Source organism: Gillisia limnaea DSM 15749 (assembly GCF_000243235.1).
Lineage (GTDB): Bacteria > Bacteroidota > Bacteroidia > Flavobacteriales > Flavobacteriaceae > Gillisia > Gillisia limnaea.
Genome location: NZ_JH594606.1, coordinates 1,266,883 through 1,282,794, shown reverse-complemented (window position 1 = coordinate 1,282,794; position 15,912 = coordinate 1,266,883). Strand labels below are relative to the sequence as shown.

12 protein-coding genes are annotated in these 15,912 nt (G+C 38.4%); 5 read left to right on the top strand and 7 right to left on the bottom strand.

Annotated elements, in window-relative coordinates:
- Positions 1 to 110: 110 nt before the first annotated feature.
- The 3 genes from GILLI_RS07515 (at position 111) to secDF (ending at position 5,290) form a co-directional block, all read left to right on the top strand.
- Positions 111 to 1,091: a DUF6588 family protein gene (locus GILLI_RS07515; RefSeq protein ID WP_006988495.1), complete on the top strand. Its 981-nt coding sequence runs from the start codon at positions 111 to 113 to the stop codon at positions 1,089 to 1,091.
- Positions 1,092 to 1,175: 84 nt separating this feature from the next.
- Positions 1,176 to 2,102, top strand: a complete 927-nt coding sequence (gene mdh, locus GILLI_RS07510; RefSeq protein ID WP_006988494.1) for a malate dehydrogenase — start codon at positions 1,176 to 1,178, stop codon at positions 2,100 to 2,102.
- Positions 2,103 to 2,272: 170 nt separating this feature from the next.
- Positions 2,273 to 5,290, top strand: coding sequence for a protein translocase subunit SecDF (gene secDF / locus GILLI_RS07505; protein WP_006988493.1), 3,018 nt, complete (start codon positions 2,273 to 2,275; stop codon positions 5,288 to 5,290).
- A gap of 326 nt (positions 5,291 to 5,616) precedes the next feature.
- Here secDF and GILLI_RS07500 read toward each other — a convergent pair whose 3' ends face one another.
- The 5 genes from GILLI_RS07500 to folE form a co-directional block, all read right to left on the bottom strand.
- Complete coding sequence (locus GILLI_RS07500) at positions 5,617 to 6,105, bottom strand: DUF192 domain-containing protein (protein ID WP_006988492.1); 489 nt, start codon at positions 6,103 to 6,105, stop codon at positions 5,617 to 5,619.
- 228 nt (positions 6,106 to 6,333) lie between these two features.
- Complete coding sequence (gene lgt / locus GILLI_RS07495; protein ID WP_006988491.1) at positions 6,334 to 7,155, bottom strand: prolipoprotein diacylglyceryl transferase; 822 nt, start codon at positions 7,153 to 7,155, stop codon at positions 6,334 to 6,336.
- A gap of 83 nt (positions 7,156 to 7,238) precedes the next feature.
- Complete coding sequence (yidD, locus tag GILLI_RS07490; protein WP_006988490.1) at positions 7,239 to 7,463, bottom strand: membrane protein insertion efficiency factor YidD; 225 nt, start codon at positions 7,461 to 7,463, stop codon at positions 7,239 to 7,241.
- A gap of 22 nt (positions 7,464 to 7,485) precedes the next feature.
- Positions 7,486 to 8,970, bottom strand: a complete 1,485-nt coding sequence (gene cysS, locus GILLI_RS07485) for a cysteine--tRNA ligase (RefSeq protein ID WP_006988489.1) — start codon at positions 8,968 to 8,970, stop codon at positions 7,486 to 7,488.
- 15 nt (positions 8,971 to 8,985) lie between these two features.
- The gene (folE, locus tag GILLI_RS07480; protein ID WP_006988488.1) at positions 8,986 to 9,666 is read right to left on the bottom strand and encodes a GTP cyclohydrolase I FolE; all 681 of its coding nucleotides are present in this window, start codon (positions 9,664 to 9,666) and stop codon (positions 8,986 to 8,988) included.
- Positions 9,667 to 9,804: 138 nt separating this feature from the next.
- Between folE and GILLI_RS07475 the strand changes: the two genes are divergently transcribed.
- Positions 9,805 to 11,661, top strand: a complete 1,857-nt coding sequence (locus GILLI_RS07475; RefSeq protein ID WP_006988487.1) for a T9SS type B sorting domain-containing protein — start codon at positions 9,805 to 9,807, stop codon at positions 11,659 to 11,661.
- A gap of 36 nt (positions 11,662 to 11,697) precedes the next feature.
- Here GILLI_RS07475 and GILLI_RS07470 read toward each other — a convergent pair whose 3' ends face one another.
- Together GILLI_RS07470 and GILLI_RS07465 are read right to left on the bottom strand one after the other, a co-directional pair.
- Positions 11,698 to 13,209, bottom strand: a complete 1,512-nt coding sequence (locus tag GILLI_RS07470; RefSeq protein ID WP_006988486.1) for an OmpP1/FadL family transporter — start codon at positions 13,207 to 13,209, stop codon at positions 11,698 to 11,700.
- A 29-nt stretch (positions 13,210 to 13,238) separates the two neighbouring features.
- A complete protein-coding gene (locus GILLI_RS07465) occupies positions 13,239 to 14,303 on the bottom strand; it encodes a hypothetical protein (protein ID WP_006988485.1) in 1,065 nt (354 codons plus the stop codon).
- A gap of 119 nt (positions 14,304 to 14,422) precedes the next feature.
- Here GILLI_RS07465 and proS point away from each other — a divergent pair, with 119 nt between their 5' ends.
- Positions 14,423 to 15,901: a proline--tRNA ligase gene (proS, locus tag GILLI_RS07460; protein WP_006988484.1), complete on the top strand. Its 1,479-nt coding sequence runs from the start codon at positions 14,423 to 14,425 to the stop codon at positions 15,899 to 15,901.
- Positions 15,902 to 15,912 lie beyond the last annotated feature (11 nt).

Here is a 15,912-nt window from a genome sequence, read left to right as displayed (position 1 = left end):
ACTAGACCCGCCGTTAGGCGGGTTTTTTCATGATATTTTACAGATTTAAATTTTCCTTAAATAAAAGGAATGATTTTTTAGTATTTTTACCCGAACTAAAACCCATAATCTTGAGAAACTACGTTAAATTATTCCCGGTAGTGTGCTTTTTGCTTATATATAATGGTACCACCGCCCAATCCACTCCTTCAGATCAACAATTATTAATAAACGATATGCTGCTAGTGGCAGATAATTTTGCTGCGCCAGGTGCCGAAGGAGCCGCAATTCAATCCAGTGCAGGTTGGTTTTCTTCCGCCAGTGCTATGGATGAATGGACGATAGAATTTTCCGTACATGGAAATGCCCTGTTCATTCCCAAGAGTAAACAGAATAAGGTATCCTCTAACAGTGACTTTTCCATTTTAACCTTACAGGGAGGAAGCAATGCACTTCTTCCTACCGTATTTGGGGGGGATTCTGATGCAGTTTTTGAAGGTAGTATTTTCGGCCAGAACTTTTCGTTTGATGCTATTGAAGGTCTGGACAAAAAAGTATTGATCCATCCATTTCCTCAGGTAACCGTTGGCTTGCCCTATGGAACCGAGATTGCTGCAAGATATTTACCTTCTATAATAATTAACGATGTAGGTTTCAGTACCTATGGAATAGGGCTGAAGCATAATTTTACCCAATACTATGAACGAAGATTTAACCCTGAAGATTTCCAATTTGCCGCGGTAGTTACCTATAGCAACTTTAAAGTAGATTATGCTTTCATACCTGTTGATATACAGATTGCCGAATTAAACAGGATTGATGTAAATGCAAATTTATGGTTAGCCCAATTGATGGGTTCTAAGTTATATGACACTTTTGAAGTTTTTGGTGCTGTAGGAGTAACAAATTCTAATTTTGATTATGAAATGGGTGGTTCTGGACCGGGTCTGGGATTATTGAATGAGTCCCTCACTGCTATAGGTGGGAATGAAGCTAAATTTAAAGGAGATATAGGTTTCAACTATTATTTCGATAATTTTAAAGTGAGCACCATGTTTACCGCAGGAAGTTTATTCAATGCCAATATTGGATTGCATTACCGAATAAAATAATTCTTTAACCATTTATTATTAAGAAACCTTTACTGAATTTGTATTTTTACGAAAAAGAATAATAAATCCTTAAAATTAATTAAAATGAAAGTTACCATAGTAGGAGCAGGTGCGGTAGGTGCCAGTTGTGCAGAATATATTGCAATCAAAGACTTTGCTTCAGAAATTGTATTGTTGGACATCAAAGAAGGCGTTGCAGAAGGAAAAGCAATGGACTTAATGCAAACCGCGACCTTGAATGGATTCGATTCGAAAATTACGGGAAGCACCAATGATTATTCTAAAACTGCAGGAAGTGATGTGGTGGTAATTACCAGTGGTATTCCAAGAAAACCCGGAATGACAAGGGAAGAATTAATAGGAATTAATGCCGGGATTGTAAAAGATGTTTCTTCTAAACTTATACAACATTCACCGGATACCGTAATGATCGTAGTTAGTAATCCTATGGATACTATGACCTATTTGGTTCATAAAACAACAGGTTTATCTAAAAATAAGATTATTGGAATGGGAGGAGCTTTGGATAGCGCTCGTTTTAAATTTAGATTAAGCGAGGCATTGGAATGTGCAGCTTCAGATGTTGACGGGATGGTAATAGGGGGGCATAGTGATACCGGAATGGTTCCTTTAACAAGAATGGCAACCAGAAATTCTATTCCTGTATCTGCATTTTTATCGAAAGAAAGACTGGAACAGGTTTCGGAAGATACTAAAGTAGGAGGTGCAACTTTAACGAAATTACTTGGAACCAGTGCCTGGTATGCGCCTGGAGCTGCAGTTTCTTCTTTGGTTCATGCAATTGCCTGTGATCAACAAAAAATGTTTCCTTGCTCTGTTTTGCTGGAAGGGGAATATGGATTAAATGACATTTGCATAGGAGTACCGGTAATACTTGGAAAAAATGGTATTGAAAGTATCGTTGAAATAGAATTGAACGATGCAGAAAAAGCCAAAATTAAAGAAAGTGCTGAAGGGGTTAAAAAAACCAATGATTTACTTAAACTTTAAGCACAAAATCACATACATTCGGCCCTGAGTCGAAACATAAGAAAGGCCATTTTTATAATGGTCTTTTTTATGTTTAAAAGTTAAATTATTCAAAAAAAAATAATTGGGATTTGAATTATGAAATCCTATATTTGTCCGTTTTAAAATTTGACCATAAATAAGAAAGAAGAATGCAGAATAAAGGATTGATCAAGATTTTTGCTGTTTTATTTGGATTGGTGTGTATATACCAGTTATCATTTACCTTCATTGCAAGCAATGTAGAGGATAAGGCAGACGAGTATGCAATACAGCAGGTAGGTACCGATGTTGAAGATTATACGGTACAAAGGGACCTTGTTAAGGAACGATATCTTGATTCTATTGGGAGTGAAGAGATTTTTGCAGGAATTACCTATGCTTCTGCAAAAGAAAAGGAATTGAATAAAGGTCTCGACCTTAAAGGAGGAATTAATGTTATTCTTCAAATTTCTGTTAAGGACATTTTAAAGGGACTGGCAAATAACAGCGGTAATCCCGCTTTCAATAAGGCACTTGCAGAGGCAGATGCTGAAATGAAAGCTAGTCAGGATAATTACATCGATCTTTTCTTTTCGGCTTTTAACAGAATTGAAGGGGCTAAATTAGCTTCTCCAGATGTATTTGCCAATAAAACATTAAGTGATCAGGTTAACTTTGAAATGTCAAATTCTGAAGTGGAACCTATCATCAGGGAAAAAGTAAACGAATCCATTACTTCAGCATTTGAAGTATTGCGTAAGCGTATCGATAAATTTGGAGTTACTCAACCAAATATTCAGCGTTTAGGGAATTCGGGAAGAATACTTGTTGAACTTCCCGGGGCTAAGGATATTAGCCGTGTTAAAACCTTACTTCAAAGCACTGCGCAGCTGGAATTCTGGTATGTTTATAAAAACACCGATTTCGGGAATTTCCTAGTAAATGCGAATAATGTTTTAGCTCAAACCCTAACAGAAGAAACTGCAACAGATACGGAGATAACCGATACAACTGCAACAGATACAATACGTGGAACTGAAGAGGATGAAATTGAAGCTTTGCTTGCTAGTGCTGAAGATACGACAGAAGCACAAGCTGCAGGAAACAATCCTTTACTTGATCTAATGGTGTCTCCCGGTTTTCAGGGGAGTGCAATTCTGGCAACATTTCAGGCAAAAGATACCGCAAAGGTTGGAGAATATTTAAACAAAGCTGAAGTGCGCTCGTTGCTTCCGGCTCAATTGCGATATGCAAAATTTGCCTGGGGAGTTCCTAAAGAAAATGTGGCAGAACTGTATGCTATTCAAGGAAACCGTGAAAATACACCTCCATTAACCGGAGATGTGATCACAGATGCCGTTCAAACCTATGATCAATTAGGAAGGGTAGCTGTTTCTATGCAAATGAATGGGAAAGGAGCCAGGATTTGGGAGGAAATGACCGGAAAGGCTTATGCAGAACAAAGCAATATCGCCATTGTTCTGGATAATACTGTATATTCTGCACCAGGAGTAACTACCGGGCCAATTAGTGGCGGAAGAAGTGAGATTACAGGAGATTTTGGAATTACAGAAGGTCAGGATTTAGCAAACGTGCTTAGAGCAGGTAAACTACCAGCTTCTGCAGATATCATTCAGAGTGAAATTGTAGGTCCTTCTCTTGGGCAGGAAGCTATAGATAGTGGTGTTTTATCATTCCTTATCGCTTTGATTTTTGTGTTGATATGGATGGTGTTTTACTATGGTAAAGCCGGTTTGTTTGCCGATGTTGCTCTAGCGGTAAACATCCTTTTTATCTTCGGAATTCTAGCCGGACTTGGAGCCGTATTAACATTGCCTGGAATTGCGGGTATTGTTTTAACCATTGGTATGTCTGTAGATGCAAACGTGCTAATCTTTGAACGGATTAAGGAAGAACTCGCAAAAGGAAAATCGCAACGAGATGCGATCAAGGATGGTTTCAACAATGCGCTATCATCTATTTTGGATGCTAACATTACCACCGGTTTAACAGGTTTAATATTATTGATTTTAGGAACTGGTCCAATCAAAGGATTTGCTACTACTTTATTAATAGGTATTGCTACCTCTTTATTTACGGCGATTTTTATTACAAGATTATTTATTGATGGATATGGTAAAAATGGTAAATCATTAAATTTTTCAACTTCTGCTACCAAGAATTTATTCCAGAATATGGACATAAAATTCCTTGCTAAACGTAAGTTGGCATATGCTTTTTCCGGAGTATTAATCTTGATAAGTGTTGTTTCTTTATTCATAAATGGATTAAATGAGGGAGTAGATTTTGTAGGAGGAAGAACGTATACGGTTCGTTTTGATGAAGCTGTTAATTCTACAGATGTTGAAAAGGATCTTGTAGCGGTATTTGGTAGTGCTGAAGCAAAAACCTTTGGCGGTAACAATCAGCTAAAAATTACTACTAAATATAAAGTTGAAGACGAAGGAGAAGATGTAGATAATGAAATTCAGGAAATGCTGTATGAGGCTTTGCAACCCCATTTACCAGGAAATGTTACCTATGAGGATTTCACCATAGGTGCATCTGAACGCTCTATTGGAATTATGAAGTCTATGAAAGTAGGTCCAACTATTGCCGATGATATTAAAAATGATTCATTTTGGGCGGTATTGGGGTCCCTGGTTGTTGTTTTCCTGTATATTTTATTGCGATTTAGAAAATGGCAATTTAGTATTGGTGCTGTAGCAGCCGTTATGCATGATGTGATTATTGTACTTGGTATTTTCTCATTGTTCTATAACTTAATGCCTTTCAGCATGGAGATTAACCAGGCATTTATCGCTGCGATATTAACGGTAATTGGTTACTCGCTGAATGATACCGTGGTTGTATTTGACAGGATAAGGGAATTTGTGAATGAACATACCACCTGGCCTTTAAACAGAACAATAGATAGCGCTCTTAACAGCACTTTGAGCAGAACATTGAATACATCCTTAACCACTTTAATAGTTTTACTTGCTATTTTCATCTTTGGAGGGGAAAGTTTACGTGGGTTTATGTTCGCGATGATCATTGGTATTATTGTAGGTACCTATTCATCATTGTTTGTCGCAACTCCTATTATGTTCGACAGCGTTACAGATAAAGCTAAAATACAAGATAAAAAGAAAGAGAAAGAGGCCGAAGAGGAAGCCTCTGTATAAGAATATATAATATACAACATAAGAAAAGGCTGCCCATTAGGCAGCCTTTTCTTATGTGTTAGTGTTTATGTAAAAGGGGAATGATCAGGAATACGGTTCCTGTGTTTAAGGCAAACCACATTGTTTAAAATAACTAATGGACATGCTAAATAAAAAGGCTAAAGGCCGTTCCTGGAAACAAGAACGGGCTTTAGCCTTTTTATCAATTACCTGGGAGCAAGTTTACAGGTATGTAAAATGAAGAAATATATAATTTCGATTAAATCCGGTCCAAGAACGAGCGGGCATTGAGGGATTAAACTTACGGCTGCGATTAAAATGAAATTTTATTCCAGTTGTTTAAAATCTATTTTGTCCCCCAGCTCTATATTCCATTCCTTTACTTTGCCTGCATTGAGTTCCAGAATGAATTGGGCGGGTTTTTCCGATGGCAATGAGGTTTCATCTAGTGGTTTTGCATTCTCCTGAAAACTTACTGCGCTACTGTCTTTGTCGTAAAAAATAATATCGAGAGGGATGTAGGTGTTTTTCATATAAAAGCTGCGGGGAGCTTCGTTTGGATAGATAAAAAGCATTCCCTGATCTTCTTCCATTGATTTTCTGTACATCAGTCCGGTTTGCCGTTCGTATTCTGTATCGGCAATTTCGATATCCACTTTTTTAATAGTGTCAGCCTGTTTCAGCAAGTACAATTCCCCTTCTTTTGTAAACTCGATTTCAGGAACTTCAATACTGGATTCTTTGGTTTCATCTCCACAGGAAAACAATAAACCGGAAATTATAAATGCCAGTAATAAATTGGATGGTTTTTTCATTACAGCTTGTCTTTAGAGTCAAATTTGACGACCAATTAAATTCAAAATAAATTAAATATAAAACTTTTTATTCTAAAATCAAGAACTTCGTGGCAAGCCCGTCCAAACGGTACGGGCGGGCCTATGCGGTATTAATGGGGAAATTCTTTTAAAAATTCGAGGTATCCCAATAGCTATATGGAAGGGGAACCTGCCCGACGGTCAGTCGGGTTAAATCCTCAATAGGGATTAAACCTGTCTTCTTTTTGTGGGACGGTACATAAAATACAATCCTGCAAGGATAAATGGAATGCTAAGCCACTGTCCGGTGTTTAGTACCCACATGGCGCGTTCTCCTACCTGAGGTTCTTTCAGGAATTCTATAAAAAATCTTACTACCCAAAGCAATACTAGAAATAATCCAAAAATATAACCTAATTTTTCTTTTTTATCTGTTTTCCAGTAGATAAACCATAAGGCCAGGAATATTAACAGGTAACAAAAGGATTCATAAAGTTGCGCAGGATGGCGGGCAAAATCTTCTCCCAAATTCGCAAAAATTACTCCGTAATCGCTATTAGTAGGTTTTCCAATGATCTCGGAATTCATGAAATTTCCAATCCTTATAAATATAGCTCCACTGGCAACCGGGATTACTACACGATCCAGTATCCAAAGTACCGGCTTATCCAATACCTTCTTGCGGTATAAATACATCGCAATAATAATTCCTATTGCCGCTCCATGGCTTGCTAAACCTCTAAATCCGGTGAATTGAAATTCAGGCTCAAAACGAACAGGTAAAAATATTTCCAGCAGATGATGCTGGAAGTAATCCCAATCATAAAATATCACATGTCCCAGCCTGGCTCCAATAAGGGTTGCAAGAACCGTGTATATGAAAAGCGAATCAAGTTTTTCAATAGAAACCCCTTCCTTGACATAAATGCTTTTCATGATATACCAACCAAGTCCGAAGGCAATTAGAAACATTAAACTGTAATAATGTAATGTGAAAAAACCCAGATCTAATCCTTCTGACGGACTCCAGACAATTGCGTTAAAAAGCATGTAGTGATTTTTAGATTATAGATGTAAAGATACATATTTGCATCGTTTAGCAATAAATACAAAATGAATTTTGCGGATAGTGTTTAAGGGACGGGGTCATATCCGGAACCTCCCCAGGGATTGCAGCTTAATATACGTTTTAAACTCAACCAGCCTCCCTTAAAAACCCCGTGTTTTTGTAAGGCTGTAAGGCTGTATTGTGAGCAGGTAGGAGAATAACGGCAGGTTGCAGGAGTTAATGGAGAAATTACCTTTCGATAAAATTTTACCAAAAGTATAAATGGATAGGTTGCCCATTTTTTCAACATACCTGATTTTTTTTATTATAATCTAATCCACAGAAAAGGTGGTTCCTTCTTTTCCATCTTTTAGTTGAATTCCTAATTCCAGCAATTGATCCCGAATTTGATCACTGGTTGCAAAATCCTTGTTATTTCTTGCTTCAGCTCTTAATTTTATCAACAGTTCTACTGTTCCTGATAGTTTTGCGCTGCTGTTTTCATTGGCAACGGCAACATCTAATAATCCCAGGACCTCAAAAATAAAGGACTGCATGGAAGATTTCAGTAATTCTAAATCTGAATGGGTAATCTTTCCTTCGCCTTCTTTAACCGAATTAATGAATTTCACAGCTTCAAAAAGTGTTGCTATCAATACAGGACTGTTAAAGTCATCATTCATCGCATCATAGCACCGTTGTTTCCATTCAGAAACAGAAAAGGAAGACGTGGATGAAGCTGGAAGTTGATCAATGCTTCGATAAGAATCCATCAATCGGTTAAAACCTTTTTCACTTGCCAGCAGGGCATCATTGGAAAAATCGAGTATGCTTCTGTATTGAGCCTGTAACATGAAAAATCTGGCTACAGAAGGGCTGAAAGCTTTGCTTAGGTTATCATTTTTACCGGTAAAAATCTCCTCCGGCAGGATATTGTTCCCGGTGCTTTTTGCCATTTTCTTACCGTTGAGGGTAAGCATATTGGCATGCATCCAGTAATGTACCGGGTTTTTTCCGGTGGCGGCTTCTCCTTGTGCGATCTCGCATTCATGATGAGGGAATTTTAAGTCCATTCCTCCGCCGTGAATATCAAATTCATCCCCCAGGTATTTGGAGCTCATTACGGTACATTCCAAATGCCAGCCTGGAAATCCATCGCTCCATGGAGATGGCCATCTCATAATATGCTGCGGTTCTGCTTTTTTCCAAAGAGCAAAATCCTGTGGATTTTTCTTATCGCTTTGTGCATTAAGCTCACGCGTATTAGCGATCATATCTTCTATCGCTCTTCCGCTTAATTTCCCATAATGATGGTCCTTATTGAATTTGAAAACATCAAAATAAACCGATCCATTTACTTCATAGGCAAGGCCTTTTTCAATGATCTTCTTAATGGTTTCAATTTGCTCTACAATGTGCCCCGTTGCTGTAGGCTCAATACTTGGTGGTAAATTATTGAATTTTTGAAGAATAGTATGAAAATCTATAGTGTAACGTTGCACCACTTCCATAGGTTCAATATGCTCGAGTCTTGCTTTTTTTGCAATCCTGTCTTCTCCGGTTTCGGCATCGTTTTCAAGATGCCCGGCATCGGTAATATTCCTTACATAGCGTACTTTATACCCCAAATGCTTTAAATAGCGGAAGGCAAGGTCGAAAGAAATGAAGGTTCGGCAGTTGCCCAGGTGTACATTGCTGTATACCGTGGGGCCACAAACGTACATTCCTACGTTCCCTTCAGAAATAGGGGTGAAAAGTTCTTTTTCACCCGACATTGAATTGTAGATCTTTAAACTTTGTTCTTTATAAAGCGCCATTAAATAATCTTATGGTTAATTGAAATTGGTTTCCAGATTGATATAGTCCAGAAAATCCCTTCTTGTTTCGGCATCTTTAAATTTACCGCCATATTCACTGGTAACCGTGCTGCTATCAACATCTCTAATCCCTCTGCTGTTCACGCATAAGTGTTTGGCATCTATTACGCAGGCAACATCCTCTGTCCCCAGAGCTTCCTGTAATTCTTTAACTATTTGCATAGTAAGTCGTTCCTGAACCTGAGGTCTTTTAGCATAAAAATCAACGATACGGTTCATCTTAGAAAGGCCAATTACAGTGCCGTTGGAAATATATCCCACGTGTGCTTTTCCTACTATGGGTAGTAAATGATGCTCGCAGGTAGAATAAAGCGTAATATTTTTTTCTACAAGCATTTCTCCATATTTGTATTTGTTTTCAAATGTAGAGGCTTTAGGTTTTAGCTTTGGGTTCAACCCACCAAAAATTTCCTTTACAAACATTTTAGCAACCCTATTTGGTGTGCCTTTTAGGCTGTCATCGGTTAGGTCTAAACCTAAAGTGGTAAGGATATTTTTAACATCCTCATGAATAAGTTCAATTTTTTCGGCATCGCTCTTTTCAAAAGCATCCTTTCTCATTGGGGTATTGGTGTTTGCACTTATAAAAGCATCGCCAATATCATCTAAGGGTTCGTCTATTTTATCTATCTTCATAGGACTTTTTTGTTTTGTAGTCGTATTCTTTTTAAATGGCTTGCAAAGATAGGTATTTATTACCGTTATGAGCAAATAATACGCAATTCCAGATACTTGAAGTTGCGTTGAATTCCTTATTTTGCATCTTTATATTTTATGAAAAATTTCCACTTTCTCTATATCGCTATAACCTGTTTTTTAACGGGTACAGGGATTTCTTTTTCTCAGGGCGATCGATGCGGAAGTATTCAGCCATTTTGTGCCGGAACTACAGAATTTGTTTTTCAAAACTCAAGCAGGGTTAATGGAAATGTTGCCAGGGCAGAAAGCGGTCCAAATTATGGCTGCCTTGAAACCCAACCTTATCCTGCCTGGTTTTATTTGCAAATTGAAGAACCCGGTAACCTGGATTTCCAAATACGCCAAACTGTAAATCCCGATGGCTCGGGAGCTCTCCTGGATGTAGACTTTATCGCTTGGGGTCCCTTTCAGGAGGAGGATGCCTTTTGTGAAAATACCTCCTTAACAGCTCAAAATACGATAGGTTGTAGTTTTTTACCCTCGGCGGTTGAAACTTTTTCCATTAATAATGCCTTAAGAGGAGAGATTTATGTGGTTTTAATCACCAATTTTTCAGAAGCTGCTGGTTACATAAGTTTGCAGCAAACCAATACTTCCAGTCCTTCGGCAGGGGAAACAGATTGCTCCATCGTGAATATTTTAGGTGACAACCAGAAAGTTTGTAAAAATGATGTGGTTGAACTTGTTGCTGAAAATGTGATCGCCACTCGTTATGAATGGTATGTTTTTGATGATGTTTTAAATGTTTTCAAACTAATTCCGAATGAATCCGGAGATAATTATACCGTTACTGAAACAGGGTTGTATAAGGTGATAACCATCAATGGGAATACAGGTACAGAGCTGGAGGATGAAGTGTTGATCGAATTTTTTGATTTACCAGTAGCTACAACCCCAAAGGATTTACAAATTTGTAATAGTGGGAATGTAGCATTTTTTAATCTGAATTTGGCAAGGGAGGAATTGCTTCAAAATTATTTGAATACAACAGAGCAGTTTTCACTAAACTTTTATGCCTCTCAGGCTAATTTTGAAAATGATTCACCAATTTCTGATCCAGCAGCTTTTGAAAGTGAAGATGATCAGGAAATCATTGCGACTATCACTAATTTAGGATCCGGATGCAGTTCCCTTCCTGTAAAATTCAGGCTTCAAATTGAAACTCCTATTCCTATTGAAATAGCGGAAATAACTGCTGTATGTATTGATCTAAATGGGAACCTGGCTGGTTCAATATCAATTGGGGAAGACCTGGGTTCAAATTATAGCTATGAATGGACTCCGTTTAATGATCCTGATGGGGATGGAATTGAAAATCCTGTTTATAACATCGTTCAGGTTCCCATTGAGCAGAATATTTTGGTGAAAATCACCGATCTGGTTACGGGGTGTACAAAGGAATTTTCTACAGAATTAAAGCTATTTTCGCCTCCTCAGGAGGTTTTGGTTCAAATTGAGGGGAATGATTTTGAAAATGACTTTAGAGTTACCGGAAATGCTATTGGTGGAATTGGAGGGGAGACATCGTATGAATATCAGCTTGATAATGGACCCTGGCAAACGGATCCGGCTTTTAATAATGTTGCTCCCGGAAATCACACAATTTCGGCACGGGAAGTCAACGGGTGCGGGAATGCCACCTCTCAACAATTCAGGCTTATTGGGTACCCAAGATTTTTCACTCCAAATTCCGATGGATATAATGATACCTGGAATGTTGTAAATGATGCCAGCAATTCCATTTCAAAAGTGTTTATTTTTGACCGTTTCGGAAAATTATTGAAACAGCTTAATCCATCTTCCGGAGGTTGGGATGGAAATTTTAACGGGAAAGCAATGATAGCAGATGACTATTGGTTCCTTGTTGAATTTAAGGATCCGGATTCCGGTGCAATTAGAGAGTATAGTGGAAATTTTAGCCTAATACGATAAGTCCGGACTTGGTTGAAGTCCGGACTGTTTATTAATTTAAATTCCAAAGCTTAAGGAAAGAATGACACTGGAAAAATCCCTTTGTATATTCGCCTGGTTGGTTAAACCTACCTGATATAATTGAGGATTATCTGTTCTTTTAGTATTATCATAGGCCAAGTCTAGTTTAATATTTCCAAAGTTATAGCCTAAACCCAGGGAATAGCCATTTAGATTGCCAAGGGTTGCTTCATTTTCATAAGGGCTTTCTTCAAAACGGTATCCACCTCTTAAACTCCAGTCCTGCAATCTATATTCTCCGCCAAATCTATAGGTTGATGCAGCTTTTAAATCAGTAGAAATCAAATTGTTTTGAAACATGAATTCCGGATCACCGGTTGGTCGTAATTCTGTACTGGAATAATCTTTATAGGAGTAATCGAAACTAATAAGCCCGGTCGTACCAAATAAAACTGCTAAACTTCCGGTTAGTTTTCCTGGGGTTTTTAATCTGTAATCTGGATATATATTTACAACATTAGGATTTACCACAATCCTTTCATTGAATTCATTGCTAAAGGTCTCCAAACGCTGGGTTGTTTGTTCGGAAATTGTAAACCAGGTTGGGGATTCGTAAGAAAGTCCTACCCTGAAAGTTTCATTTAATTTAGCGATGCCTCCCAGCTGGAAAGAAAATCCATTTCCGGTGGTGCTCAAATTATTGGTAAAAATAACTTCGTTTGTTTCGCTGCCAGGGTTATTGTTTGTTTCAATAAGGCGCGTTCCCCGATCGTAATTTAAAAAGTGGGAATTTAAGTTGGCTCCTAAATAGAGAAAATCATTAAATTCTGAAGCAAAGTTAAAAGAGAATTTTCCGTTTAACCCTGTGGAAGCAAGCGAATATTCCTGATTAAAACTGCCAGATCCTAGTGCTGAAGTATATGAAGTGTTTTCTATATCGTTGGAAACAGGATTTAGAATAAAGCCCCGAAATCCAAGAAATGCCTGTTGTGCGCCAAACCCCTGATCTTCACCCAAAAATCGATAAAGATCGGTTATGGTTTCATTTTCAAGGGTTTCAAGAAACTCCAGTGGAATTCCATCGGCATACCCTAAAAAATATTCGTCAATGGAGGTAGAGCTTGTTCCAAGGGCAACATAATTATCATCAAAATTGTTGGTTTGAGAATAGTTAACTCCTAAAGTAAATTTCCCCCATTTGGTTTCAGGATCCCTACTGTTAAAAACCAAAACAGCTCCTGCCTGGTCAAAATTGATCTCAGAATTTTCGTTGGAGGTGATTCCGTTGAAATATCGGGTATCGTTATTTCGTTGATTGTAATTGAGAGTAACCGTAGCGAAACTGTTCAAAAAAACAGCCGATCCTGCTGGATTTATATCCAGTGCAGATAGGTCTCCGCCCAACGCCCCAAAGGCACCACTCATAGCTCTAAATCTTGCAGTCCCTGTAAGTTCTTCTGAAGAATATCTTACCGCATCAGTAATATCCTGTGCCTGTGAAAAAGTCATAGCCAATAAGGCTATGACTAAGGTATATAGATTTTTCATAAAATTTTAAATCACTTTTAAATCCTATTTTAGTTTCCTCTTCCTCTGGAAGAACTTCCTCCTGAAGATGATCTGGTACTACCGGAACTTCTACCGGTATTACTTGAACTTCTAACCGTACCAGAACTTCTGGTTGGTGATGAAGACCTTACTGTTCCGGAGCTTCTGGTATTATTTGAAGACCTGGAATACGTATCGCCACTTCGGGATGATCTATTGATCGTCCCTGATCGATTTGATCTGTAAGGACTATTTGTATTGGATCTGGTTTGATATTCTCTGGAATAGGTTCTTCTGGAAATTCCATAATCGTCGTTTGAATTTCTCAAATTCCGAATACTTCTGGAGTAACTGGAGCTTCTTCCCCTATCACCTAAGGAGGTTGCATTTCTTAAATTCTCTACCCTGTTGTTTCTAAAGTTTGAAACAGAATTTCTTCTACCTGTATTATAGGCAACGTTATTCCTGTAATTATCGTATCTGTTTCCGTGGAAATTATACGGATTGTAATACCCATATCCTCCATAAATAAAAGGGTGGACACCGAATCCGAATCCAAAATGATTTGGAAAGAATCCTCTGCTTCCTATACCCCAAGGGCCCCAATATCCTGGCCCATAAAATCCTGGACCATAAAAGCCAGGCCCCCAATAAGGATCAAACGCGTAAATTCCACCTCCCCAAAAGGGATTGTATAAACCACCATTAAATCCTAAATTGTAAAAGTTGACCGTGTACTGGTCTGGATCCTCTCCCCAGGGAGCATTACCGCCCTGATAATTGGATTGATTTGCATTAGAAGGATCATAGTCCCCTGTAGAGGTATATCCTTCAACATCTGTAAAGATGGCACCTTCAGCGAGTACTTCGCCGTAAAGTGCTACTTCTTCTGAAAATAAATTTTTATAATAACTGCTGTTGCTGTCTTGGGTTGCATTTTGTTCCTGCTCCTGGTAAGTGCGATTGGTCTCTCCGTAAATCCCGTCACGTTCATAACCGGAATACTCGTAGGAGCCACAAGATGCCAACAAAAGAAAAGACACAGGAGCCATGAAAAAAAGTATCTTCTTTAAAATAATATTAGAAAGTTCCATTAGCTGTGTTTTTTATTGTTGAACATTACAAAAATAGTTAGTTTTGCGCTAACTAGTTGCACCTTTAACATAGACACAACATTGTTAAAAGTTGCAATATTTATGCCAATATATAGAAAATGAGTAAGAAATTAACTACACGTAAGGAAGACTATTCCCGGTGGTATAACGAATTAGTAGTAACTGCAGATTTAGCCGAAAATTCGGCTGTTCGCGGATGTATGGTTATAAAGCCCTATGGATACGCGATCTGGGAGAAAATGCAGGCAGAATTAGACAGAATGTTCAAGGCAACAGGTCATCAAAATGCCTATTTCCCACTTTTTGTTCCCAAGAGTCTTTTTGAGGCTGAAGAGAAAAATGCAGAAGGATTTGCCAAAGAATGTGCGGTAGTAACTCATTACAGGCTAAAAACAGATCCGGATAACCCGTCCAAACTCATCGTTGATCCCGAGGCAAAACTGGAAGAAGAGCTCATTGTTAGGCCTACTTCTGAAGCGATTATATGGAATACCTATAAGGGTTGGGTGCAGTCATACAGAGATTTGCCTATTCTTATCAATCAATGGGCAAACGTTGTTCGTTGGGAGATGCGTACGAGATTATTCCTAAGGACTGCTGAATTTTTATGGCAGGAGGGGCACACCGCTCATGAAACCAAATTGGAAGCGATAGCCGAAGCGGAACAAATGAATAATATTTATGCTGAATTTGTCGAGAATTTTATGGCTATCCCGGTGATAAAAGGGGTCAAATCAGAAAATGAACGCTTTGCAGGAGCCCTGGAAACGTATTGTATAGAAGCGCTTATGCAGGATGGAAAGGCTCTTCAGGCCGGGACATCCCACTTTTTGGGTCAAAATTTCGCGAAAGCTTTTGATGTGAAATTCACATCAAAAGAAGGAAAGCAGGAATACGTATGGGCTACTTCCTGGGGCGTTTCAACCAGATTGATTGGTGCTCTTATCATGACGCATAGTGATGATCAGGGGTTGGTTTTGCCACCAAATTTGGCGCCTATTCAGGTGGTTATAGTTCCAATTTACAAAGGGGAAGAGCAGTTGGAGCAAATTTCGGTAGTAGCAAATGAGATGGCCGAAAAACTTAGAGAAGTAGGGATTTCGGTAAAATTTGATAATCGGGATACGTACAAACCGGGCTGGAAATTTGCACAGTATGAATTACAGGGCGTCCCGGTAAGAATCGCAATAGGGCCTAAGGATTTGGAAAAGGGCAGCGTAGAGCTTGCCAGAAGAGATACTTTAAGCAAAGAGGTCGTTCCTCAGGACATGGTAGTGGAAAAAGTGAAGGGGTTAATGATAGAGATTCAGGAAAACCTATTTGAGAGAGCAAAGAATTACAGGGATTCTCATATTACCGAAGTTGAAAATTTTGAGGAATTTAAAGAGGTTCTGGAAACTAAAGGTGGATTTATCTCTGCTCATTGGGATGGGACTTCAGAAACCGAGTTGAAGATTAAAGATAAAACAAAAGCTACCATAAGACTTATCCCAATAGATGGCAAAATGGAAGATGGGAAATGTATCCTAACAGGAAATCCTTCCTCTCAAAGAGTTCTATTTGCAAAGGCTTATTAAAGCTTATTAAG